Below are 26,849 nucleotides of genomic sequence, written 5' to 3'. Positions count from 1 at the left end.
GCATTGCTCATTTGAAATGAAGACTTTAATATATGCCCAAATATCTTCAAAAAATATTCTATTCTACCGCATTACTACTTCTCGTTGATATGAATTAGACCTTGGTCAAATATTTCTCTTACATGATCATCAACTAATGAATAATATACTACTTTTCCTTCTTTTCTACTTTTCACTAAATTAGCTTGTTTTAAGACTCTCAGCTGATGGGAAATTGCTGATTGTGTCATGTTAAGTAATACAGCGATATCACAAACACATATTTCAGCTTCATGTAAAGCCCATAATATCCTGATTCGTGCTGAATCTCCAAATACTTTAAATAATTCTGCTAGATCATAAAGGCTTTCTTCTTGAGGCATTTTATCTCTAACTTGATTTACAATATCCTCATGAATTACATTGCAGTCACATCTTTCAATTGAATTAAATTTTTTAGTCATATCATCACCTCTTTTTAAATCATTTCATCTGAATACTTGAACAATCATTCATACGTTGTATATTTATTATATTATTGTTTTTCTCTTGTGTCAATAGTTATATGAGCATTTATTCAAGTGTTTTTTATATTATTTAAAATATCTCAAAAACATCTACTAAGACATTAGTACCATCCTTTCTCGGTATCCTGTTCCATACATATCCTTTAGACAAATCCTTAAAAATAAAGACTTCACCTTCGTACAAGTTTTCGGTTTCTTTAATAGCTTCATCTAACAGCTTATTACATCACTCATGTGGTCAACTCCTTATCAATAACCTTATAAACAACATTTTTGATAATATCACATGTATAAATCATGTAAAAGTCAATGCAAAAACCGCCAATCAAGAGAACCTAACTCTTAATTGACGGTTTATATTAGTATTAAATCATACTTCCATTTCAATTCCAGATTTAAAGCATATTACAAAGTGGTCATCATAAACACTAACATTCTGGATAATCTTCCTTACTAGGGTATCATCATATGTTGCATATCTAAATCAATAAGTTTTTTAAATAACCTTTTATAACTTAATTCCATATAACCTCCAAGATTATTTTTTCGATAGCTAATCTCGTACATATATACATTTAAAAAATACTTATGTTTGTTATTACATACAAATCTATTATAACATTAACTATAGGTTATTTTCAATCAATTGATATCTCACTTTAAAAAAGCAAAAAAATAAAGGCAGTCCGAAGACTGCCGATATTTATCTTTCTGTGCCTTTGCTATGGTCTTTCTTATTTGACTTAGCTTTGTCATCTGTCTTAAAGCTTTTTATTTGCCCTAATATTGACTTTTTATCCTTGTATTGACTCTTTACTTGCTCTTTTGCTTTTAAGAGCTTAGAAGAGAAAATACGAACATTCTTGTGTTCTTTCCCATTTTTATCAATGCTTGTTTTTACTTGTCCGAAGATTTTAACAAAATCTCCTTGTTTTAAGTTTTCCAAATCTTTTGTCTTATCTCCATAGGCTGAACAATTGGTATATACTTTATTCCCATCATCATCTTTTGAAACAAGAGAAAAATTACTTACTTTGAACTTTTCTCTATTAGCATTTTCTCTTTCAAGATTTTCTACTTTGCCAGCTATATTACCGACAAGATTTATGAGGTCGTCTTTTTCTTCAAAATCACTTACATTTTCAACAATCTTACCTTGTTCTTTCATATCATCTATCATATAGTCAAAGTCATCATTTAATATACCTGTTGTGTCATTGTTCATATATAAAACATAGACTTCTTCAAGTGCTTTTTCATCATTAACACCTTTTTCTATGCTCACAAGTGCTTTTATAAAGTCCTTGTAGTTATCATTCATCATTTCTTCTAAGTTTTCTCTAATATCTTTGTATTCCATAATTTCCTCCTTGTACTAAATAAGGAGAGCCTTTCGCCCTCCTCTATCTTTCTTGTGCTTTTTCGTTTTTTTCTTGGTTTTTATCTTTTTCTTCTTCCGATTTGAATTTTGATATTTGTCCCAATATTGATGGTTTCTCTTCCCTTGCGTGAAGATTATCCTCTACATCATAAGTTGATTCAAAGTAATCACTATCTTTAAAATCATTGTCATACCTATCTGGTATTCCGTCATTATCAAGATCTTTTGCTAGTGGATCATAGAAGTTTCCGTCATCATCTATTTCTAGTCCTAGAGCTTGTTTCAAATCTTCTTCATTTACTGCTACCAGATCATCAAAACTTGACATCTTTATGGCTTCGGTCATATCTTTAAGAGCTTGTGAGTTAGATATATCTTCCTCTACAAAAGATTCTGTTCTAATAGCTACATTATCTACATACTGAGTCCATGTTTTTTCTTCCAAATTTACCTCATATTGAATCGAGTGCTTACCGTCAGGTGTTTCTGTATAGGCAAGTCCTATATGGCTTAAATCAGGGTATAGTTTGTCAAAGTCTTCATAACTATTAGATTCTGAAAACTCATAGTTAGAATAATCTACTATCGCTCTCTTTAAATCTTCTAATAATGGTGATTGGTTTTCTAATTCTTCTACTTCTCCCATATCTAAAAGTTTATTAATCTCAGCTAGTCTTAGAGTCTTATCCCTTAACTCATCTGCTTTTTCAAATGGTTTGGTCAATTCTACTTTAGCATTTTCTAAAGATTCTTTATAGTTTTCAAGATTTTGATTTAATCTTTCAAGCCTTGAAGGCATTTTTTCAATGGCATTATCAAGTCTTGTTATATTACCGTCAGTAGAGTTTGAAAACTCTCCAAAGTATTCTGCTTTTCCTAGTAGTTTAAAGGTGTGAGTATTAGTCATGAAGTTATAAGAAACTTGTAAGTCTAAATTTCTATATTTACCAATAACCTTGCTATCATTTATCTTTACCTTTTTTATTTCTTCTAATAGCTTCTCTCCAGCTTCTTTCTTATCTAAAATTTTATTTTCTCCAAGACTGATTGAAGTGAATTTTGTGTCTCCTTCTCCTAATTTTTCAACACTTGCAATATCTTCTTTAACTGCTTGTATTTCCATTTCAGTTTTTAAAATACTTTGAGGATAAATTTTATTTACCTTATCTTCAAGTTTGTATTTATTAGATTTATAGTTTGCTTCAAGCATTTTTAGTTTTGTAACTTCGTTATCTAAGTCCATTTTTTCTTTAATCAGAGGATTACCCGTAGCTAGAGCCTTAATTTCTGAATAAGATAGACTTGCTTCATCAACATCTTCTGCAACTCTTACAGGAGTTTTTGAGGTCATTATTTGGGATATGAATTTCTGCTTATTCTCTATTGTCTGCCACAAATAAGAATCAAAAGTATTTTCTGTTACATATCTAAAAATATTTACCTTATCATTTTCATTACCTTGACGAACAATTCTACCACTTCTTTGCTCTAGGTCTGGTGAGTAGTCCGAAGTGGTCAATTTAATTTACCTATAAACTTGTAGTGAATTTCAACCTTTTGGCTTATTTGACCGTCTATTTCTTCCTTGTCATAGACATATATTTTATCTATAACTTGATTTAGAATATATCTGTTTAGCGACTTTATCTTAGCGTACTTGCTAATATTATCCATGAATTTTTTGTAGTTATCTTCAGTTTCAAAAGATTCTTCTATATCGCCCTCTAAGACCTTAATTTCCTCAATTAACTTGTCTTGTTTTTTAGATATGCTCACATTCATTAGATTAAAGTTTCTTTCGGTTATATTTCCCTCTAACCTATCTTCATATAACTGTTCATAGCTTCTGTCTAATTCTGCTAATTGGTTCTTTTTAAGCTCCAGCTTGTTAGATAGTTCTTTCCCCTCGTCAATTTTTTCTACTTCAATCTTTTCTATTATCTTTTCGACAAAGTCCTCTTTAGCAGATAGTGCCATACTTCCATGATATTGTATATCTTCAAGAACAATATTATATAGATCCCTAGCTTCAATTCTGTGTGATGAACAAGCATTTACCCCATATTTTTTATATGTGGAGCAAGAAAAGTGAACAAAGTCTATGAGTTCTTTCTTTTTAAGCCTATAATCAGTTTTTGGTGTCAATGCATAACCACATTTAGGACATCTTACAAGTCCTTGAAAAATGTTGTCATAATAAAGTCCCTTTTTATTGTTACACTTCCTCTTATCGACCATTGTTTGAACTTGTTCCCATACTTCCTCGCTGACTATTCCCTCGTGGGTATTTCTAGCATAAATATAGTCACTTTTAGGAATATACATTCTTTTTGAGTTCTTAAATGATAAGGTAGGTCTTTTATTTCTCGCCATATTTCCACAATAAACTGGATCTCGTAAAACATTTAACACCATTCTATGTGACCATTGATATTTATTTTCTTCTGTTAGTCCATAAAGCTTTTCAGCATTTTCAACAAAAGCACTTGGTCTTGGAATTTTTCTCTTCATCAACTCCTGGCTAATAAGTTGAGTACCCTTACCCTCTAAACACAATTTATAAATGAGTTCTATTATAGGTTTAGTTTTCTCATCTATTATTAATCTGCGTTTATTATTAGGGTCTTTTAGATAACCAAATGGAGCTTTAGAGCCTATATATGTTCCCTCTCTCATTCTGCTTTGAATTGCACTTTTAACTTTTTTGGAAGTATCCTTTGCGTACATTTCATTGAGAATGTTTTTAAATGGCATAATATCATTTTGATTGCTATTTAATGTGTCTATACCATCAGTTATTGCAATATATCTTATATTCTTTTGTGGAAAGTACATTTCGATATATGCTCCACTTTGAAGATAGTTTCTTCCTAACCTTGATAAGTCTTTTGTTATAACACAATTTATTTTTCCGTTTTCAATATCAGTAATCATCTTCTTAAATGATGGTCTTTCAAAGTTTGTCCCAGAATAACCATCATCTACATAATAATCATAAATAGCGATATTGTTACTTTCTGCATATTGTTTTAACATTACTTTTTGTGACCATATACTCATACTCTCAACTGAGTTTCCATCGTCTTTTGATAGTCTACAATAAAGTCCTGCTACATATTTTTTAGTCCTGCTCAATTTCAATCTCCTTTCCCTAAACAGGACTATCTCAATAATTTAATTATACTAAAATACTCCCGTTTAGTCAATCAATACTTACGCTTGCGTTTGTTTATTTTCTCTATCTTTTTCTAAGTTTCTTTCGACTACATGCTCGATAATATCTTCAAATACTTCTTCAATCGGCTTTTTGCCTACATATACTCGCTTTATTTCATAGTTGATTTTTCCACTTCGTTTTTTCTTTTTTAATTCCATATAATTTCTCCCTTTTGTTGCAATAAAAAAAGGCGATTAGATTTTTAATTTTCTAATCGCCTTTTAAGTGTCATATTTACATTTTTATTATCTCTGGCATACTTTTATACCTTTTTAGACTTAAAGTCTTTAATAATGCCTTTCCACCTCTTTTTATCTATAAAGATTCGCCTACGTCATAGTTCATTTTTTTATTTAAACCTTTCTGTATTAGTTTATCTTTATCTTCCTCATACCAATTAAGGATTGTTACATAATGGTCTTTATAGTATTTCCCAGTGCTTTTAATGTATCTTGATAGCTTTTCAATCATTGTTTCGGTATGTCCTTGCAGCTTGTCTTTTAGGTTTTGATATTCTTCTTTGCTTAACCTTACATTTTTGTATTGTCCATAAAAGATGGGGGTGGACTTTTTATCTTTTTCTATCTCTCCCTCTCTCTCTTTATCTTTATCTATCTCTATATCTTTCTCTATCTCTTGTCGGACATGGGTTGGACTCATTAAGGACAATGTCCTCTGTTTATTTTGTCTGTATCTTCTTTTTTTCTCTGCCCAGGCTGTTTCTGATCCGATTAAGTTTGGTATTTCAGTTAGGTAGTATTCATCATTTTCTGTTACAACTTCTAATAAGCCTTGATTGATTAAGTAATTAACTGTAACCATTACATCATCGTCTGTTTCATCTATGGTTAGTGCTAACTCTTTTATAAAATCACTTTCTACTCCGTCATAATAGAGTTTGCCCTCATCTTTTAGGCTCAGTAGTAGAAGTTTGAGGTAGATTATAGTGTAAGTATCTCCTCCCGATATTCTCCTTAACCTTTTTATCCTTTTGTCTGTGAAAAATTCTTCTTTTAATTTTATCCAATAATATCTTTTGTTTGTTGCCATATCTGCTCCTTTCTTGATTTTCGATAATCGAAATTCTTGATTTCCGATTTTCGGAATTCTGGACTTCTGCTTTTCGGAAGTCTTGTTATTGTGGGGGTCTAAGGGTGTAACTTTTCGTTACTCCCTTAGATTTCTCTGGTCATATCTTTTTTGTTTGGTTTTACTTTTTCTTTTACTTTCCTTTTGACTTTTTCTTTTGTCTTATCCTTGTTCATGGATAGGTCTTTGTATTTCTTTATTTGCTTTAGGATACTTTCTTTTTCTTTTTTATTTTCCTTGGCTATGACTTGCTTAAAGGCATATTCCATTACTTTTATGTCTTTGGCTTGGAAGAATATTTCATAGTTTTGTGTTTCTTTGTTTTTCATTACTGAAAAGCTTACTCCAAGTTTTTTTAGTTCTTTTTTTAAGTCTTTGAGGTCGCTTTGATCTATGCTTATATTTTCTAGTTGTCCTTTTTTGTATAGGTCTTTTATTTTCATTTCATCGCCCATAAGACTTTTTAGGTTTCCATTTGCTTTTTCTAAAGTATCATTCATCTTTTTCCTTATTTCTTTTTCTAAGTTGATTGATTCTTTTGCTGCCTTTATTGTGTATGTTATTATGGTTTGTGCTGCTTGACCTGCTTCTTTGCTTATTTCTTCGTTTATCATTTTTTATCTCCTTTGTTTGAATTAAAAAAAGGGAAGTATAGGATTTAATTTTTCTATACTTCCCTTTGCTTGTTTTTATTTTATTGTTCTTGGTGGTGGAATGCTTTATTTTGATGTTTTTATATATTTCTTAGGTCTTTGTACCTTTTGTTGTTTTTCTGCTCTTATTTTGCTTTTCCACCTTTAGTAGTTTATGTGTGTTCTTTTATCTGATAGATAGTTTTTCATGTTGGAATATATAATCTGTATTTCTTCATTGCTCATTGATTTTATTTCTTCTGTGCTTTTATATGTTTTATATGTTCCATCTTGATCTGCTTTTATGAGTTCATTTATTAGCTCTTGCCTTTTATTCATCTCTATTACCTCCTAGATCTGCCTTTATTTTCTTGGTCATATTATAGCTTGGATAAGATATTTTTACCAGCTCTTATCTTTCTTGATCTATTTTCTTGTTTTTCATACTTTCTCTATATTCATTATCTTTAATAACTTGGTCTTGGAATTTTTTAATCTGTGCTATTACACTTGGTTTTTCACCTTGTTTTATAAGCTTATCTATTTCTATGGATAAGTCTATGCCAAGTTCTTTGTTTACAAAATCTACTGAATATTTTATATGATTAATTTCCTGGTATTCATCTTTTATCTTGTCTTTTTCTTTATTTATTTCTTCAAGATTTGCCATTAAAAGATTTTTTTCTTCATTCCATTTTTTAGGACTTAGTTTTTCCTTATCTGATAGGAGTTTTTTTAATTTCTCGCTTACTACCTTATATTGGTCTATGTCTTTCTTATGTTTACTATAGAATGTGTCTTTTGTGAATATGTTTTTCTTTTGATATTCTTCATAAACTTCTTTTTTGGCTTTGTAGATTTCATAGTATAGAATTTTCTTTTCTACATCTTCCATTTCTTTATGGATTGTCTTTGCTTTTTTATTTAGCTTATAACTATTAGACTTTAAATTTTCTATTTTTGTTTGTAACTGACCTATGGTTTCTATATTATTTTTTCTTAAATAACTATATGCACTTGTTAGCTTTTTGAAGTCATACTTTTCTTTATTGGTTTTTGCATATCCTTTTAGATATTTACTTTTTTCTTTTTGAATTTCTGAATAAGTTAATAGATAATTTGTTAGATTGAAAAGTTTAGGGTTGTCTATTACCTTATCTCTTTCTATATCCTTAAATTTTTCATAAGCATTAGTTAGGTTATCTAATAAATTCCCTATCCAACCCTTTAATGTTTTTATCTCTTCTTTTATTGTTTTTACAAGGTCATTATATTTTCTTATTTCTCTATTATAGTTTCCCTTGTCAGTTTCTATTCCCTTTCTTTCCATTGCACTTGCTGCTGATCCTAAATGGATTGTCGGTAGATAATCTGAATTTTGTCTTTTAAAACTCCTATGGTCTACTCTTTTTTCTATTTTGTTTTTTGCCAGATATTCATTGCAAAGGTTTGAAAAATTTTCTCTCCATTTTTCTACATTGCCTTTATCGTTCCAGGTTGTTAGTTCTACTTTTATTGTCTTTGGTTTTCCATTTTTGTTTAATACTTTTTCTCCTTTTTCATCTAGGATATATTCTTTTTTTGACTTTGCTAAGAACTCTCCTTTTTCGTTTATGGGTCGCATTATGGTCATTATATGACAATGGATATTTCCATTTTTATCTTGACTCTCATCATGAATTGCATAATCTACTATCATTCCTTGTGATGTTAGATTTTCTTTTATAAATCTTTCGACTAGGTTTTTATTCTCACTTAAAGTTAATTCTTTTGGTAGTCCTATTATGAATTGTCTTGCTAGTTGTGCATTAGAATTTTTTTCTGCCATTTCTACTTTATTCCATAAGGTAGACCTATCATTAAATTCTTTTGGTATATGATCAGGCAATATTATATTTTTTACTAATACTTTTTCTTTTCTTGTATAGTCATGGGTTACTCCGTCCCATTCATTTTTTATTTTTTCTCCACTTATATATGCTGCACTTGCTACTGCACTTTTGCCTTTTCCTCTTGATATTATGTTTACTGAAAAATGAAAACTGTCTGCCATTTTTATCACTTCCTTTCTTTCTTTGTTGTTTTAGGTGGAGGCTTAGATGATTTTCTATATCCACTTTGTGAATGAGCGTTTTGAAATGATAGAATAGAAAAAGCCGACTACTGAATTAATTTTTGTTGTTTCAGTATGTCGGCTTAATTGTTTTGTTCATTTCAAATTTTAAAAGTCAAGGGCGAGCCTTAGCGAGTTTATTTACCCTTGACTTTTAAAAAGCGAATGGTTTTGCTCCCTGCAAGGGTTTGGCTCCGCAGGACGCAAGCACCCTTTAGGGTGTATAATTGCGCCCTTAGAAAATCTAAGGGAGATTTGATTATTTACAAACCCCTTTATTTTTCTTAATTTCCTCTCATTATTCTTAGTGTTTCTTTGAATTCTTTTGTCTTTGTTGCTTCTTCTAGTAGGATTTTTATTTCTTCGTCTGTTAGTTCTTCTGCATTTTCTATAAGGCTTTCTAAGATTGCTCCTCTTGTTATTAACCTATGAGTTCTTTCTTTTCTTCTTTTTATTATGTCTTGTTTTAATATCTTTTTTTCTTGATTTTTTAGTTGCCTTAATCTTTCTTCTGTATCCTCTATTTTATCTTTTATCTCTTTTGACTCTTGTCTTATTTGATCTAATTTTTTCATATTTATCTCCTTTCTTTAAAATAAAAAAGACGATGAAGATCTCCTCTTCCCGTCCTATTATTTGTATCTTGAATTGATTGTTTTGTTAAAAATATTATATTATCACCTCCTAAAGTCAGATATAGAAAAAATGCCTAAAATCATAGGCACTTTAAGAAAATTTTACTCAATATTTTTATTCTAACTATTAAATATTTTATAAAATATATATTTTTATAGGTCACTTTTTTTGAATTTTTTAATTCCTAAAAAAGAAAATAAAAATACTAGTCCCCAGTTAATTATCATATATTTAACAAAAATAATTGTATTCCAATTATCTAAAATTTTATTTAGATAATAAAATGGAGACACCAATTGAACTTTAGGAAACTCTTTCAAGTACATTAAAATTATAAAAACTATTATAAATATTCCTATAGAAACAAAAGGTTTAAAATTCATACTCAAACTTTGAACCATACTTATTACAAAAATGTATGAAGACCATAATGAAATAATTATTAAAGTATCACTTATCCAGTCTTTACTTACAATGCTACCACTTGCAATTTTTAAATTTGATATAAAAATGTAATAGCAAAATATAGAAAATAAAACAAATAAACATGTAATCACTGTCCAATAAATAATTTGAGCGTATAATTTTGCTCTATAAATTTTACTTCTATTGTTTATTCTTGTGAGCATTACACTAATACTATTATTTTCTATTTCTCCTCTTAATATATTTGAACTATTTATTGCTAATATAATATAAACAATAAAAGCCATATATATAAAAGTAAACATGTCCTTTGCAAAAGAAAGTCCATTAACCAGTTCACTACTATTGTAAGTAATAATATTTGAGTTTCTGTACACACCTATTGAATAAAGTAATGGCATTAAAAACATAAAAAATAAAATTAAATTTTCTTTTCTTTTAACCTGCTTACCAATTTCAAATTTAATGATTTTCAACATTATTATTCACCTCTAACATCTTTTCTAAGGGATTTATAACCTTTTCAATTCTTGTTATTTCTGTTATTTTTGTAATATTCTTTATTTTGTCATTAAGATTTCTTTCTGTGACCTCAACTGTAGTTGAATCAATTTTTTTAACAATAGAGTCATCAATTCCACTGCTATCTCTAACCTTTATTATTATTGAACTCTTTATATCTAGATTCCCATCATAAATTTTTTTCCCATTTCTTATTACAACCAACCTATTACACAAGTCTTTAACTTCATCTAAATTATGATCCGAAAACACAACTGCCATTTGCTTTTTTTCTACCATATCTTTTACATATTCTTTAACCATATTTCTCCCATTGACATCAAGACCTACAAATGGTTCATCTAATAACATAATTGATTCTGAATTCAGTATTGCCTGTGCGAACCCTAATCTTTGTTTCATTCCAAAAGAAAATTCTTTAATTTTTTTGTTTTCAACATTTTCAAGACCAACTATTTTTAAAACATTTTTAATTTTTTCATTTACAATCTTTTTATCACTTATTCCGTTTAAATATAAAATAGCCTTTAAATTTTCATAAGTATTTAGATAATCATAAAAACCAGGGTTAACAGAAATTCCAAATTCTTTTCTACATTTAGAATCAATTCCTATTTTTTCACCCTCATAAAAAATTTCTCCTGAATCTGCCAAAATTTTTCCTGACACTGTGTCTAATAAAGTTGTTTTCCCAGCACCATTAATTCCTATTAGACCTACAATTTCGCCTTTATTCAAATTCATTGAAAAATTAAATAGTCCTTTTCCATTTCCATAATCTTTTGTAATGGATTCTAATTTCAATAGTTCCATAACAATCCTCCTCATCACTTATTTATAAATATGATAACAAATAAATATTACACTCAGGCTATTCTAATCTTTCTCTAATATTAATAAACCTTTCAGCAGTCTTAAATATTTTAAAATTAAAAGTCAATAAAAAAAGATCTAGAAGAATATCCTAGATCCATATATCTTAATTTAATTTATTTAATTCTATTATAAAACTTTTATTATAGAGTTCTGTATTGTTTTGATTCAAAAATATTTTTCCATTATGTTTCTCTACAATTTTTTTCGCAATAGATAAACCAAGTCCTCTATTTTTATTAGAAGTGTTTCTTGAGGTATCATTAGTAACAAATGGTTCAAAAATATTTTTTGCCAACTTTTCATTTATTTTATTTCCACTATCTCCAATAATTAGCTTAACTTTTTCGGAGCAATTTTCTATAGAAAAATACACTGTAATATATTTTTCGTTATGATCAATTATATTTTTCATCAAATTCTTAAATACTCTAGAAAATATGTTTTGATCAATCTTTACAAAAAATTTTTCATCCGGAATGTTAATTATTACATTCATCTCATTTTGCTCAAATATTGGTAAAAAGTCTATTATTGCATTCCTTGTAAATTCACAGAAATCAATTTTCTCAAGATTTAAACTATAAGAATAATCCTCATACTCTATAATTTCTGATAATTCGTTTAACAAAGTGTCTATATTCGATGCATTTTTGTCAATAGATTCCAAATATTTTTTAGAACTTTCTATTGGAATTCTTCCATTAATTAATGCTTCTGAGAAACCTTTAATAACAGTAATCGGTGTCTTGAGATCATGCCTTATATCAATAAATAACTGAATCCTTCTTTTTTCATTTTCAAGTCTCTCTTTTTGAAATTCTCTTAGTGATTTCACCGTTGAATTAAATTCATTTTGAATAAAATCAAATTCAGAAATATTATTATATTCTTGTTTTCTTAAACTAAATGAATAGTCTTCTTTCTTTAACTTTTTAAAACCCATTTCTAATTCACTTAAAGGATTATATAATTTCCTATGTAATACTTTTGAGAATATGAGCACAATTATAAAAGTTCCTAAAATAAATAAAATAACTTTTAGTGTAAAAAATAGAAAAATTAATCCCGAATCTTGCATACTAGGAGTAACAAAAACCCTATTACTAATATATTTTGTTGGTATAACAACAACTCCATATTTGTTTATTCCATTTTTCTTTATATTTTTCATAGATGCAAAATAAGTTCTGTCTTTGTATTTATATTTACCTTTATTCAAATTAACAATATCATCAAAAGAATAAACTTTTGGAGCATTATCATCTGATATATAACTCAAAGATAAATCATTATTTAATATGAGTATCCAACCATCAAGCTTTTTAATTTTATTCTCATTCTCACTTAGGTCCTCATCAAAAATATAATCTGCAGAATACTGATGAGCAATATTTGAAAATATTTTATTCCCAACCACTTCCATAATACTTGAAGTTAAAATGTTATATACATATACAATAAGAACAATGGATATTATGCTTATGAACAAAAACTTTTTGAATGTAATTTGTTTGTTTTTAATCATTAAATTTATACCCCAGTCCCCTTATTGTTATAATGTGTTTCTTTTCACAATCTCGATCTCCAATTTTATCTCTCAGTCTACTAATATAAACAGAAACTATATTATTATCATAATATTCATTATCATTCCAAATTCTTTCTAATAAAATGTCAGTAGTAAATACCTTATTCTTGTTTTGCATTAAAAATTCTAATAATTTATATTCTTGACCTGTAAGATCTATAATTTTCCCTGAACGAAATACTTCACAAGTTTCCATATTCAATTCTAAATTCCCTGATTTTATAGTCTTATTATTATTTTTTGAATCAACTCTTCTCAATAATGCATTAACTCGTGCAAACAATTCCATAGGATTAAATGGCTTAACAACATAGTCATCTGCACCCTTATCTAATCCGAGTATTATTTCAAAGTCAAGATTTTTAGAAGATAATATTATAATTGGTATATCACTTGTTTCTCTAATTTTCTTTAATACTTGGTAACCATCTAATATTGGCAGCATCAAATCTAAAATTATCAAATCAAATTTTTCTTCATCAAAAAATTTTAAACCTTGTCTACCATCTTTTGCGTCAAAGATTTCCATAGATTCAGGCTTATATAATTTAATTAAATCAATAATATCTTCATTGTCTTCTATAATTAGCAATTTAATAATTTTTGCCATAATTACTCCAAAAATTTGTAAAAATATTTTTCAAAAACATTTTAAATCTCCTTTCGCTCCGTCTTTAGGTTTATCTCTCATCTTAAATATTAAATTTAAAATCTTTATATTCTCATTAAAATAATTCTTCTAGCCTTTTCCAATTTTCATTATTCATTTCTTCTGTGTAGTCTGTGTTATTAATATAAAGCCTTGTATCTTTATCTCTTACAAACCCCCAATTTATTTTACGCCTATCTGCATAATCCTTAAAAGCATAGAATTTATTTTCGATCTGCTTATCAATGTTTTTACTTTTTCCTTTTGACTCTCCACCTTTAGTTTCAATTATCCATACTTCTCCATTTTTCTTTTTGATTATATAGTCTGGATAAAAAAGATATTCTTTGCTTAGATTATTACCGTAAATAACGGATAGATATTGTTGCCCTGTATCTCCATTTTTATAGTACCAATCTATATCATCTCTACTTTCAAGATAGTTTTCTAAGAGTTGTTCTGAAGTCGATCTAAATTGAGATGTTGTCATAGAAGTGTTGTATTCTTTATAAGCATTCTTCTCATACTCAACTACTTCTGTTTCATACGGAAGATACTTATAAAAATCTTCTAAAGGCAATTTCCATTTTTCAGTTTTCTTATCCAAAATTTGCATTTGTCTTGCATTAGAAATTGCAGCTAAATCTAAAAAGTCATCTCTAAGTTTATAAGCATTATTTATCATAAAAGCATACCACTCACGATTAGAAAGATTTAATAACTTCTTGCTTGATGGTATATTTTTATGGAAAAGATGTTGAAGAATTGCCCTCATTTTGTTAGATGGTACACCAGTAACTTTTTTTATCATATCAACTGCGTGCAAACAATCAATTCCATGATCATGAGTTGATACTTCATAGGCTATTTCCCTATTTTCACCTTGCTTTTCATCAACTATATCTTTGAGTTTTATAAACTTACCAGTCCTAAAGGTTGATATAACTTTTGTTCCCATTATAAAACCATAAGACTCTAATAATTTTTCATTGTCCTTTTTAATGTTGGTTAGTTTATATTTATCTTTGAAATAGTCATAAGCTCTATCTCGAACTAATACTTCATCTACAAACTGATAGTCTTTATTTCTATATTCTTTTACAAGCTCAAAATCTTTGCACTTGTCTTTTAAGAATAACCTCTTAACTTCATAGGCATTTCCACCCTGTATAACAGATTCTTTATACTTTTCATCGAATGTATAGAGGAAGCAAAAATCTAATAGGTCATTGTCATAGTGCCTTGCTCTTGGCATTCTTCTTATGCGTCCTATTGTTTGTGTTTCAAAGGTTTCTGTCATATTCTCACGAAGTTTAACAAGTATCTTTGCTCTTGGACAATCCCAACCAGTTGATATAGCTTGTTTCATAATCAAGAAGTTTGACTTAGAATTTTCATTTGTAACATCAAGTGTATTTATTTTTTCCTCACTTAACCATTTAGCAAGCATTTTATTTTTATAGGTGTAACCCATATTTGTTAGGTGTTCTTCTACAAAAGTAACTAAGGACTCACTCATATCTGGAAATTGTATAATGACTAAAGGATTGATTTTTTCTCCTATTTTCTCATACTCGGCTTTGATTTCTTTTCTCTTTTCATCTGCTTTTTGTATTAGATAAATAGTTTCACTTTCAAGGTCGTCCATCTCGTCAGCTTCAATACCAGGATTAATATAAAGTGCCTTTGTTATAAGACCAGAATTTATTACCTCTTCTTCTGGTATTTCATAAAATTCTGCCATTGGGTTTTTGACTGTTGTTGCCGATACTCGTATTTCTCTATCAGAATTAAGGGCATACAATATATCATCTGCTTTTGAGGTGTTGTTCAAATGCTCCTCGTCAATAATTGTGATAAAAGAAAGTTGTTCCCTATGTGCTTCTGCAATTCTTTCAAAAAGATTTTTCTTTTCACTATCTTTAAGTGCATTATTCTTTTTATTGGTTATCATTTCCCAGTTTATAAAATAGGTGTAACCACCCTTGAAACCTTGTAGAAGAGCATCGTGTATATTCGCAGATTTTGCATGAGGAATAAACTCGTCCATTTTATCTTTTGATTGTTCCTCTAAATCTCCCTTGCCTGGAGTAAGCCAGATAAATACCTTATTAGGGTCCTGCCATAGAAGATAATCATAGATATAAGAGAGTAGAATTATTGTTTTGCCAGACCCGGTCGGACTTTTTACAATGATTTTTCTTTTTGCATTTGGATCTGTCGTTTTATCCAAAAGATAGTTTTTGGCATCTGTTTGAAAATCAAATAAATCTAACATCATAATTCGTTCACCTCTCTTAATTCTTCTGTGAAATAATAATCTGGGATAGTAACAACTTCAAGCTTTCTTTCCTCGATACTATCCTTGATTTCATTAGTAAGCAATATGAATGATGGGATATACAAAACACCACTTTTTTTCATTTCAGTAAGTGCTATCTTTAAATCTTCATCAGATAAAATTATTCTCCTGGTGTTTCCATCAATCTCACACATATTTTCAAGCTCGACTATTTCTTTGATATAATCAAGAAGTTTAGAAGATAAAATTTCTTCATCTTCTGAAAGTTTTGGTATAAATTCTGTTTTATAGTATTTAAGATTGTGAGGAAGTTCTTCTTGGATATTCTTCATTCTTTGATAAGTGATTTTTTCGCAAATATTGTTTTCATTGTTAGTACAAAGAATATATTTCCTATTTCCACCATCTTCTTTATTAAGCTGCATAACTGCTTGCCCAGTTGTTCCACTCCCAGCAAAATAGTCTATTATATTAGCATTTTTCTTATTGAATGTACCAAGATTAATTAAATATTTTACTAAAGATAAAGGCTTTGTAGTATCAAATACTTTTTTGTTGTCAAACAACTCTTTTATTTCTTTAGTTCCATTTGCTGAAGTGCCTAATGTTTCAGGCAAAATTGAACTTACAGCCGTTTTTGTAATATTTCCTCCAGGTATTATTCGCTTTACTTTTTCTCCGTCACTTATTATAAGTTCTTCATCTATAAGCTCTTGTATCCCGTCATATCCTCTACGCCATCTTCCATACCTAGAATCGATAATCGGCAAAAATGATTCCCAATTTTCTTTTTTATATTTTTCAATTAAAGAATTTAAATATAAGTCATTAAACTCTTTATTTTCATTATCGTATAAGTTTTGCAACTCCTCTTTAGTTGGTAAACACCATTTGTTGTCTAGATTATTAAAAAATATTGGGAAAAACATTGTTGGTCTATCTTCCCTATATATAGCTTGTCCCCACTGCCTTAATTGTTCTGTCTTCTCAGTATCACTAACCCTAATTTCCATATAAAAATTTGCTTCGGGTTTATTTTTTGCATAACAAAGAATAGACTCATGCTCAATAGAAATTAAGGCTGTAGTTCCACCTTTTCCAGAACGTGCTTTCCAGATAAATTCTCCCAAGAAATTATCTTCACCAAAAATTTCGTCACCAAGAATTTTTAATTGATGGACTTCATTTTCATCAATATTAATAAATATTACCCCATCATCAGATAATAAATTCTTAGCATAATCTAGCCTTTTCCCCATAAAAGATAGCCATTTAGAATGTCTAAACCCATCATCAAGACCTACCCTATTATCATCATATACAAATTCCTTATTCTTTGTATTGTAAGGTGGATCAATATAGATAACATCAATATTACCCTTGTGAGTCTTATCTAGTAATTTTAGAGAATGTAGATTATCCCCCTCTAAGAGAAAATTGAAATCGGTGGTATTATCTCTAACTATCTTTTTATCTTCTATCTCTTTAAAAACTGGTATGTTATGAACAAGTTGTTTGTCTACTTCTTCTTCGTGTTCTTCCCAAACTAATCCATATTTTTTCTCAGTTAAGGCTGTTTCAATCTTTCCAAGTGCAATCCTACTTTCATCATCTGTGTGAATTTCTTTTAGATGGTTTAAGTATTCAAGCATTTCAGCTCTTCTGATTTGTGATAGATTGCTCAATTTTATTCCACCTCATTTCTATGAATTTCTATAACATCTTCAATTCTGCAATCCAATGCCAAGCAAATCTTTTCTAATGACTCTAAGTTCACATAAGAGTTTTTGCTCATTCTTGAAACTATGTTGCTTGTTATATTTGCAGCTCTTTTTAAGTCTTCTTTGTTCATTTCTCTTTCTACCAATAAGTGCCATAATGGTTTATAAGAAATTGCCATATTATTACCCCTTATCCGTTTTATTGTTAAGATATATTATATCATAAATAGGCTGATAAGTCACTTTAGCCTATTTTATACTTGTGCTTGCGTTAGTATTTATTGAGATAGTCCTTGTTTTTTTACTTGTCCCACTTGGAACCGCTCCAAATCAGACGGTCTCCATGGGACGTCTAAATCGTGTAAGGCTATTAATTTATTCTGTACATTTGTACCTGCTCCCATTTTTTGAGTAGAGCCTAATAATACCCTTACTTCTCCTCTTCTTACCTTGGAGAATAATTCATCTTTTTGTTTGTCTGTATCTGCTTCGTGGATAAAGGCTATTTCATCTTTTGGTATTCCCATATTCACTAGCTTATTTCTAATATCATCATAGATGTTAAATTCTCCATCTCCTTTTGGTGTGGACATATCTGAAAATACTAATTGGGTCGATGAATTTTCTTTTGTCTTATCCCATATCGAAAAGATATTTTTTACACATACATTTACCTTTGAATTAGGATCATCGGGTAGTAGTGGATTTATTAATCTTTGGTCTAGGGCTAGCTTTTTACCATCATTTGTAATCTTTAGCATATTATCTTCTGTTGGTTCGACTTGGTTATTTCTAACCGCGTCAGCTCTTTCTGAAATAGCTTCTAATATTTCTTTCTGTTCCTCAGTAGGTTTTGTTTTAATAACTTCAAAATTTGCTTCTGGTACTGGCAAATTCAACATATCTGAAGTCTTTATATCTGCTACTTCTTTAAACATGTTCATCAGTTCTGGCAAGTTATAAAACTTTGAAAATCTTGTCTTTTGCCTATATCCAGTACCTTCTGGAGATAACTCAAAGGTGTTTTCTGTTTCTCCAAAAGTAGAAGCCCAAGCGTCAAAATGTTCTAATCCTCTTGCCTTTAAATCGTCATATTGAAGGTATCTTTGCATGGTATAAAGCTCTGTCATTGAATTTGATATTGGTGTACCAGTAGCAAATACAACTCCCTTGCCATCTGTCATTTCATCCATATACCTACATTTCATATACATATCCGAAGACTTAAAGGCTTCACTTTGACCAATACCAGCAACATTTCTCATTTTAGTATGCAAGAATAGGTTTTTGTAATTATGAGCTTCGTCTATAAATAACTTATCTACTCCTAGCTCTTCAAAGGTTATTACATCATCCTTTTTAAAGTCATCGTTTAGCTTTTCCAGTCTTACCAATAGTTTCTTCTTTGTCTTTTCTAGTTGTTTTACTGTGAAATTTTCTCCTCTATTTCTTTTATTCTCGTCAATAAAGGAAACTATATCATCTATTTGGTCTTGTATATGTCTAACCTGGTATTCTTTGGACATTGGTATCTTTTCAAATTGAGAGTGTCCTATAATGACTGCGTCATATTCTCCCGTTGCAATCCTACCAATAAATCTTTTCCTATTTTTAGGTTGGAAGTCTTTTTTATCGGCCACCATAATGTTTGCTGACGGATATAATTGCATAAACTCTCTACCAATTTGAGTGGTTAGATGGTTAGGAACTACAAATAATGATTTACTTGAAAGTCCTAACTTTTTAGATTCCATAGCAGAAGCTACCATTTCAAATGTCTTTCCTGCTCCTACTACATGGGCAAGTAGTGTATTTCCACCATAAAGAGTCCTTGCTATTGCGTTTTTCTGATGTTCTCGAAGTCTGATTTCAGTATTCATTCCATCAAAAGTTAAGTTAGAACCATCAAATTCTCTATTTCTAATTGAGTTGAATTTTTCATTATAAATCTTTTCTAGCCTATATCTTCTATCAGGATCTTCAAATATCCAATTCTTAAATTCTTCTTTAATCAGTTCTTGCTTTTGGCTTGCAAGCATAGTTTCTTTTTTGTTTAATACTGAAGTCTTAGAACCATCATCATTTATTACTTGATCAAATACCTTTGTATCTTTTAGATTAAGAGCATTTTCAATTAGCTTATAGGCATTCACTCTACTTGTACCATAAGTCATGTTAGAAAGGTCATTAGTCGAGTCAACACTTTTACCTTCAATGTTCCATTCACTTGTATGTGGTGAGAACCTTACATTTATATTCCACCTATCATAACCTGGTGTTTTTAAAAGGTTAAAAGTAAAGTCTTCTATATCTTTCTGAGGTATCCATGTTGCTCCTAACCTTACATTTATATCAGAAGCAGTGAGTTCTTCAGGCATAACTTCTTGTAATTTTTCTCTTTGATATTTAAGTTTGCCTAACTCATTTAATAATGTATCTTTCTTTTCAGAAGGTGCTAAATCTATTACATTTTCAATTTCTCCTATATATGAATTGAGATAGCCAATCTTTTCTCTAATATTTCCACTTAAATACTCATCAGCCGATACATATGAAAAATGAAATGGATCGTCATTATCAAAGTTTTCAAAGGGCATTCTGTTATTTATTAGGTCTGTATCCTTAATGTCTAAAAATATCTCGCCCTCAAGCTCACCAATCAAGGTATCCCTATCTTTATTTGTGATAGATTCCATATATTCAAAATCTACATATCCTTTTTGTGAAACAGATAAGACTAAGGCTTCAAGGGAAGTATCTACATGGTCTACTACCTTTGCCTTTGTTATTGTTCTTTTTGAGAATATATCACTCTTAGCTTTGAAATTATCTTCATCATCAAGTATTTCGATTGATGAAACCAAAGGAAAGTTTGAGTCTTCCTTTAAGGCTCTAGTGTTTGATAAGGAGTTAATAAAGCCATGTTTTTTTGAAAAGTTATCATAGACTTCATTTAACTTTGCTTGTGATTCTTTTATTTCTTCATCAGAAAAATCGTCCTTTTGTTTTTCTATTACATCTTTTAAAGCACTCATTACATCAAGATAATCTTTTATCTTTTCTTTGTTTTTATCTGATATATTCTGCTTAATTAAGACTGAGTTTTCTCTTAGGTAGACCTCTTCATCAATAATAGTGTAAGAAAAGTTTTTAACATCGTCTGTTGCTGGAAGACTTAATTCTTCATCTTCCAATAGCTCGACCTCTTCATATTTTGAATTTGAAGATATTTCCTTACTTGCAAGATCCATTAAATCTTTTAGATTTACGTCTTCTTTTTCATCACAAGTAATAGTATTTCCAAATCTACCAGATACTTCTTTCATATCCCCTAATACCATTTGAGGATTATCTACAAAGTATTTATTGTAAGTCAAACCCTTATTATCAGTTGCTAGATGAATCCAATCGTCATCTCTTTCTATAACTGAATCTCTCTTCTTTAGAAAAATAATATCTGAAGTAACTTCTGTGCCAGCAAGTCCCTTAAATGTTGTATTAGGAAGCCTCATAGCTCCTAAAAACTCACATCTTGCATTAATATATTTTCTAACAGATTCATCTTTTTTATCCATAGTTCCTGATGATGTTATGAAGGCAATAATTCCTCCATTCCTAACCTTATCTATTGACTTTGCAAAAAAATAATCGTGAATCAGAAAGTTATTTCTGTTATATTCACGATCGTTAACTTTAAAATCTCCAAAGGGTACATTTCCAATTACTAAATCAAAGAAGTTATTTGAGAAGTTTGTTTCTTCAAATCCTTTAATTTGAATATTAGCTTCAGGATAAAGCTCTCTTGCTATTCTTCCGCTTAGACTATCCTTTTCTACTCCATATACTTTAGAGCCTTGTATTTCACTTGGCATATTACCAATAAAATTACCGACCCCTGCAGACGGTTCAAGGATATTTCCAGTCATAAATCCCATATCTGTTAGAGTCTTATATATTCCGTCCATTACCTCTCTAGGTGTATAAAACGATGTTAAGGTAGACTCTTTAGCATTCATATACTCATCATTTGTTAGATTTTCTTTTAAAATGTTTCTTGCTTCAAGCCATTGACCTCCCTTTTCTTCATCGAAGACATCGGCAAGACCTCCCCAACCTAGATAGTCAGCAAGGTAGGCTTGCTCATACTCTCTTGGACTCCTATTTTCATTTTCAAGTCTTTTGAGCATTTTAATAGCTTTGATATTTTTATCTAGTCTTTCTGATGGTGTTAGGTATTCTGAGTAAATATGATTTTTTAAGTCATAATTTCTAGCAAAACTTAGCCTTTCCTTATTAGGTTCATAGCCTAGATTCTTTAAATCTTCTTTTCCCCTCAATAAATTTTCGGCTGCTTTCCTAGGCACATTGTATCTATCCATCATTTGGTCAATTTCAGGATTGTGGTTATCTATAAAGCTTTCTTGCTCTACTTGTCTTTCAATTTGTTTTTCATGCTCAGATAATTTGTATATCTCATAGTTTCCACTATCTAAAAGGTCATCAATCTTTCTACTATCTTCAAATGTTTCACCTTTATATAAAGGGAATTCTTCCCCATTAACTTCTACCTTAGTTCCAGCTTCAATTAAGTTAATTCCATCAAAGGTATTCTTATCTTCTAAAATAAATTCCTTACCAACTTTTACTGCTAGTTTTTCTGATGTTTGACTTAGATTTTCAAAGATTTCTTCAAGGTATGAATCGTTTCTATATGGAATTACTTCCGAACCCCTAATCATACCTCCCATATACTCCATATTATCTCTAATGGTTACAGTTTTAAGTCCTCCACTTAGTTCATCAAAATCTGTAATGGTAAAGTCCTTATCTTTATATCTAACCTGATCACCTATCTTAAACTTAGGCTCTATCTTTTCCTTAACTTCTTCTTGTGAAGCTTTTTCCTCACTTAGTGCAACTTGCTCTTCTAAATATGAAAATTCACGCTCATTAACTTCTTCACCATCTCCAAGGTCAATTCTATAATGTTCGACAACTTCGCCGTCTACATAGTGATCAAAATAGAATTTGAAATATCCGATATAATCATCTGTCATTTCTCCAAATTCATTTTCTCCAAGAGTTTGATTATGGTCTTTAACATCAATATCCCTTTGTCTTAGGACATTAATTAAGTCTTTAGTTACTATCTGCCCACTATAATCGGGAACTAATTCGTGATTTTCATTAAATTCTACAATCCAGTAATCTTTTCTATTTTCAGTGTTTTTGCCATCAAAAAAAGAAGCTTCATCAGCTTCCTTTTCTGGACTTATTTCATTTTCTAAGCTTCCACGTATTCCTTGATTGCCATTTTCTTCACTGTTGCCATCAAGTTGTTCATCTGTCCTTGGTATTCCTCTGGATTCCCTCTCATCATTTTCTCTGTCAATCCTTGTGCTTTCATCATCTTGACTTTCTCTCTCTTGATAAAGTCCACTGCCTGATTCTGAATTTCCTTCAGGTGGTTCAAAAGTGTTTTCTCCTCGTACATTTTCTGAAGTTTCTTCCAGTTCTCCATGTCTTCGCTCCCTACCAGGTAAGACAGTCTTAGAACTGCGTATGTTGGATTCGGAAATCTCTCCATAAATTCCAGATCCTTCTCCATCATGTCCAAGGTTTTCTCTTCGATCTTCATTGCTATTTCTTCTGTCGCTTCCATCTGTGAAAACTCGTCCATCTCTACTTCTTGACCTATCATCTCGTCTATATAAATCATCTTGACCTCCTCTATTTTCATTTATATTTTCTATATCTCTATTATAGTCGCCACCGGCCCTTTCTGTCAGCAGCTTAGCTCGAACCATTTCCTTAGATTTTTCTATTGTTCTATCTATAATATCTTCACTAACCCTTGATATTACAAGACCTATCTGTTCTAAAGAAATTGTATTAATCCTCAAAAAATTATTTTTTAAATTTTCCATATCCATAGGATAGACTGTATTAAACCTATTAGCTACCGCATAGGATATTGAGTCTCTCATAAACTTTTCAAAACTCAGTCTATCCTCTATATCTATTCTCAAATCAGCAAGAGCCAGGTTAATATATTCATCTCCATAAATTCGACTTAGAGAAAATATATTTTCATTGAGTGAATCACTAGCTTCAAATGAAGAATCTCTTATTATTTCTTTTAAAGCCTCGTTATGATTTTCGTGGTCAAACTGCCATAAGCTAACCTCATTAATATTCCTATCCATTGATGTGGTCTGGCTAATATCAAAAATATATGAAACTTTTTTGTTTACATCACTTCCAACTAAAATTGGAATACCCTTTTGACCTCTCATAACAACTCGACCAAAATATTTCTTCCACATATCAAATGTCGCACAAGCTCTAGCTTCAGGTTCTTTGTTGTATATACTTAGTTGGCTAGAAAAATCATATTTCTGATTGTTACCTATAACTTTTAAGAGTTTTAAATATTCTTTTTCATCTTGTAAAACTTCATACTTTATTGCTTCTTGTATGTTCTTAAAATCATTTACTTGCATTTCCTACCTCCATTCTATGAATTTCTTTTATAATAGACATTAAAACATCAACCACAATAGAATTGCCGGCCTGCTTATATAGTTTGCTTGAAGTGCAATTTTTTCTTCTTGAATGCACTTCCTCTAATTTGTCTATATCACTATCATCAAAACCCATGAGTCTTAGGCATTCTCTTTCTGTTAAATACCTATACCTACCATTTCCAATATCTATTATTCCAGAATTAGGTACTCTCATTTGTTTTGTAGAAATAGTATAAGAAAAATCTTTAATCACTTTGAGTCGCCCTCTAAAACTGTTATCTATGCTTTTATTTAAAAATTTCAGCATATAGGGTTGGGTCATTGTATAAAGTTCACTTACATCCTTTTCTAAAAATTCACTTAGTGGTCTAGTTTCTTTCCTCTCCAATTTATTAAAAGAAAAGTTATTTGCTCCTAGACATGAAACAACAAATATCCTCTCCCTTTTTTGAGGTATCCCAAAGTCCATTGCATTTAAAATTTCATACTTACTTTCATATCCAAGGTCTTCTAACTCCTTTAGATAAATAAACAAGGAGTCCCTCATATTTCTATCAAGGACTCCTTTTACATTTTCCCAAATTATCCATTTAGGTTTATCTTTCATTTCTTTGATTATTCTAATTGTTTCAAATAGTAAGCTTGATCTAGTTCCTGAATTCTTTACTCCTCCTTGCTTTTTCCCTATTCTTGAAAAGTCTTGGCAAGGACTTCCATGCATAATTAAGTCTATCTTCTCATTAGGAGCTTTATATCCTACTACTGATTTTGGCTTATAAGCCTCTCCATAAAGTGCGTTGTATGATTTAACACAAGCCTTATCTATTTCTACATAATCAACTACTTCATAAGATATCTTTAAATTAATAAAAGCCTTTCTAATAGCACCTATGCCACCGAAAAGCTCCAATATTTTTACCTTATTCATTTAGATTATTCTTGTACCTATCTACAAGCTCCCTTATACTATCTTCTATTTCTCTTAAAAAGTCTTCTTTATCTACTTCACCAGAGCTAATCTTTGCAAGTTTCATTTCCCATTCAGATGTTGTTTTAGCTGACTTAAACTTATCCTCTACAATTGATACAAGTCTATTGCCTTTTTCTGTTACAAGTAGATTTTTCTTATCTCTTCTTATAAGGTCCTTATGGATAAGATTTTCAATAATTCCTGCTCTTGTAGCTGGTGTTCCTAAGCCTTTTCTCTCCACTTCTATATCTTTATCCAGTGATTCAATCCCTGCATTCTCCATAGCCTTTAAAAGTGTATCTTCATTATAATGACTTGGAGCTTTTGTAAATTTCTCCGATATATTTTTAGAAGTTAGCTTAATTTTATCTCCAGTCTTTACATCTGGTAATTCATTTTCTTGCTTTTCTTTTCCATAAGCCTTTAGATACTTGGTATAACCTTCATCGATTATAGTCTTTCCACTTGCATTGAAGTTAAATTTATCATATTCATATCTGATTTTTCTACTAGATTCCTTTAAGTTATCCGAACATGAAGCAAGTAGTTTATCCTTAATTAGATTATAGACTTTGCTTTCTTTATCAGATAAATCTTTAACTTTTCCAATACCTGATATAGTAGGAATAATCGCATAGTGGTCTGTAACCTTAGATGAATTAAAAATAGACTTAAAGTTTGATTCGTTGATTTTAAAACCTTCTTCAAGTCCTTCTAATAATTCTTTCATAGTAGTAACCATATCATCGGTTAAATACCTGCTATCTGTTCTTGGGTATGTGATTAGCTTTTTTTCATACAGACCTTGTGCCATATTTAAAGTGTCATTTGCTGAATATCCAAAATATTTATTTGCTTCTCTCTGTAAGGTAGTGAGATCATAAGGCTTATCTGGTTTTGTGCTTATTTCTTTATCCTCTACCTCTGTAATAACTATTTCATCTTCTATCAAGTTTAAAAGTTGCTCTGCCACTTCGATTTTATCAATCCTATCTGATACAAGTTTCAATCCTTTATAAGATAGGTCAACTGTATAATATTTTTGCTTCTTAAATAGATTTATTTCACTATCCCTTTTAGCTATTAAATATAGAGTTGGTGTTTGTACTCTACCAACTGAATATGTTTCCTTGTAAATGCAAGAATAAAGCCTACTTAAATTCATTCCTACCAGCCAATCTGCAATAGCTCTTGCACTTGCCGATCCATATAAGTCTTCAAATTTTTCTCCGTCTTTAAGATTTCTAAAACCATCTTCAATAGCTTTGTTTTCCATTGAAGATATCCAAAGTCTTTGAATTTTCTTCTTACATTTAGCTTGATTATATACAAGCCTAAAAATAAGTTCTCCCTCTCTTCCAGCATCACAAGCATTTATAACTGTGTCGATATTCTTATCGTTTAAAAGTTTCTTTAAAACTCCATATTGTTTTTTAGTGCTTTTAGATACTTCATAAATATATTCTTCTGGAATTATAGGAAGATTTTCTATTGTCCATTTCTTCCATTTTTCGTCGTGTCTTTCTGGACTTGCCATTTGAATTAAATGACCGACACACCAAGAAACAATGTATCCATTCCCCTCATAATATCCGTTTTTTCTTGTTCTTGCTCCAATTACTTTTGCAATTGTAACTGCTACGCTTGGCTTTTCTGCTATTACTAATTTCATTAATACCTCCATAAATAAAAAA

Annotated in this window: 19 protein-coding genes and 3 pseudogenes; all 22 read right to left on the bottom strand. The window is 30.0% G+C overall.

Going from position 1 to position 26,849, the window contains the following annotated elements:
- Nucleotides 1-74: 74 nt before the first annotated feature.
- The 22 genes and pseudogenes from LV469_00220 to LV469_00115 all read right to left on the bottom strand — a co-directional run bounded on the left by LV469_00220 (nt 75) and on the right by LV469_00115 (nt 26,827).
- Nucleotides 75-443, bottom strand: coding sequence for a metalloregulator ArsR/SmtB family transcription factor (locus LV469_00220; protein UHR02768.1), 369 nt, complete (start codon nt 441-443; stop codon nt 75-77).
- 159 nt (nt 444-602) lie between these two features.
- A pseudogene (locus tag LV469_00215) lies at nt 603-723 on the bottom strand (single-stranded DNA-binding protein).
- 153 nt (nt 724-876) lie between these two features.
- Nucleotides 877-963, bottom strand: a pseudogene (locus tag LV469_00210) (DNA recombinase).
- A 246-nt stretch (nt 964-1,209) separates the two neighbouring features.
- A complete protein-coding gene (locus LV469_00205) occupies nt 1,210-1,866 on the bottom strand; it encodes a DNA-binding protein (GenBank protein ID UHR02767.1) in 657 nt (218 codons plus the stop codon).
- Nucleotides 1,867-1,909: 43 nt separating this feature from the next.
- Complete coding sequence (locus tag LV469_00200; GenBank protein UHR03609.1) at nt 1,910-3,238, bottom strand: helicase; 1,329 nt, start codon at nt 3,236-3,238, stop codon at nt 1,910-1,912.
- A 164-nt stretch (nt 3,239-3,402) separates the two neighbouring features.
- Nucleotides 3,403-5,022 carry a recombinase family protein gene (locus LV469_00195; protein UHR02766.1) on the bottom strand — a complete coding sequence of 540 codons (1,620 nt, stop codon included), beginning with the start codon at nt 5,020-5,022 and terminating at the stop codon, nt 3,403-3,405.
- A 78-nt stretch (nt 5,023-5,100) separates the two neighbouring features.
- A complete protein-coding gene (locus tag LV469_00190) occupies nt 5,101-5,262 on the bottom strand; it encodes a recombinase RecR (GenBank protein UHR02765.1) in 162 nt (53 codons plus the stop codon).
- Between the two features lie 157 nt (nt 5,263-5,419).
- Complete coding sequence (locus LV469_00185) at nt 5,420-6,154, bottom strand: phage replisome organizer N-terminal domain-containing protein (protein UHR02764.1); 735 nt, start codon at nt 6,152-6,154, stop codon at nt 5,420-5,422.
- 125 nt (nt 6,155-6,279) lie between these two features.
- Nucleotides 6,280-6,807 (bottom strand): PcfB family protein, encoded by a 528-nt coding sequence (locus tag LV469_00180; protein ID UHR02763.1) that lies wholly within the window; start codon nt 6,805-6,807, stop codon nt 6,280-6,282.
- A 183-nt stretch (nt 6,808-6,990) separates the two neighbouring features.
- Nucleotides 6,991-7,164, bottom strand: a complete 174-nt coding sequence (locus tag LV469_00175) for a hypothetical protein (protein UHR02762.1) — start codon at nt 7,162-7,164, stop codon at nt 6,991-6,993.
- A gap of 73 nt (nt 7,165-7,237) precedes the next feature.
- A complete protein-coding gene (locus tag LV469_00170; GenBank protein ID UHR02761.1) occupies nt 7,238-8,878 on the bottom strand; it encodes a MobA/MobL family protein in 1,641 nt (546 codons plus the stop codon).
- A 344-nt stretch (nt 8,879-9,222) separates the two neighbouring features.
- The gene (locus LV469_00165; protein ID UHR02760.1) at nt 9,223-9,513 is read right to left on the bottom strand and encodes a DUF3847 domain-containing protein; all 291 of its coding nucleotides are present in this window, start codon (nt 9,511-9,513) and stop codon (nt 9,223-9,225) included.
- A 213-nt stretch (nt 9,514-9,726) separates the two neighbouring features.
- On the bottom strand, nt 9,727-10,479 hold the full coding sequence (locus LV469_00160) for a hypothetical protein (GenBank protein ID UHR02759.1): 753 nt from the start codon (nt 10,477-10,479) through the stop codon (nt 9,727-9,729).
- Nucleotides 10,463-11,335 carry an ABC transporter ATP-binding protein gene (locus LV469_00155; GenBank protein ID UHR02758.1) on the bottom strand — a complete coding sequence of 291 codons (873 nt, stop codon included), beginning with the start codon at nt 11,333-11,335 and terminating at the stop codon, nt 10,463-10,465. The genes LV469_00160 and LV469_00155 overlap by 17 nt, the downstream gene beginning before the upstream one ends.
- Before the next feature lie 166 nt (nt 11,336-11,501).
- On the bottom strand, nt 11,502-12,923 hold the full coding sequence (locus tag LV469_00150; GenBank protein UHR02757.1) for a HAMP domain-containing histidine kinase: 1,422 nt from the start codon (nt 12,921-12,923) through the stop codon (nt 11,502-11,504).
- Complete coding sequence (locus LV469_00145) at nt 12,916-13,596, bottom strand: response regulator transcription factor (protein ID UHR02756.1); 681 nt, start codon at nt 13,594-13,596, stop codon at nt 12,916-12,918. Before LV469_00145 ends, LV469_00150 begins: the two co-directional genes overlap by 8 nt.
- 115 nt (nt 13,597-13,711) lie before the next feature.
- Nucleotides 13,712-15,916: a DEAD/DEAH box helicase family protein gene (locus LV469_00140; GenBank protein UHR02755.1), complete on the bottom strand. Its 2,205-nt coding sequence runs from the start codon at nt 15,914-15,916 to the stop codon at nt 13,712-13,714.
- Nucleotides 15,913-17,622, bottom strand: a complete 1,710-nt coding sequence (locus tag LV469_00135; protein ID UHR02754.1) for a site-specific DNA-methyltransferase — start codon at nt 17,620-17,622, stop codon at nt 15,913-15,915. Before LV469_00135 ends, LV469_00140 begins: the two co-directional genes overlap by 4 nt.
- Nucleotides 17,623-17,624: 2 nt before the next feature.
- Complete coding sequence (locus LV469_00130; protein ID UHR02753.1) at nt 17,625-17,837, bottom strand: helix-turn-helix transcriptional regulator; 213 nt, start codon at nt 17,835-17,837, stop codon at nt 17,625-17,627.
- A 111-nt stretch (nt 17,838-17,948) separates the two neighbouring features.
- Nucleotides 17,949-24,161: pseudogene (locus tag LV469_00125) on the bottom strand (DEAD/DEAH box helicase family protein).
- Nucleotides 24,148-25,113, bottom strand: a complete 966-nt coding sequence (gene dcm / locus LV469_00120; GenBank protein ID UHR02752.1) for a DNA (cytosine-5-)-methyltransferase — start codon at nt 25,111-25,113, stop codon at nt 24,148-24,150. The pseudogene LV469_00125 and the gene dcm overlap by 14 nt, the downstream one beginning before the upstream one ends.
- The gene (locus tag LV469_00115) at nt 25,106-26,827 is read right to left on the bottom strand and encodes a DNA topoisomerase 3 (protein UHR02751.1); all 1,722 of its coding nucleotides are present in this window, start codon (nt 26,825-26,827) and stop codon (nt 25,106-25,108) included. The genes dcm and LV469_00115 overlap by 8 nt, the downstream gene beginning before the upstream one ends.
- Between the last annotated feature and the right edge of the window lie 22 nt (nt 26,828-26,849).

It is taken from the genome of Peptoniphilus sp. GNH (genome assembly GCA_021307325.1).
Taxonomy (GTDB): domain Bacteria; phylum Bacillota; class Clostridia; order Tissierellales; family Peptoniphilaceae; genus KA00134.
The sequence above is the reverse complement of the archived record's forward strand: the minus strand, read 5'-3'. Positions and strand labels throughout refer to the sequence as shown.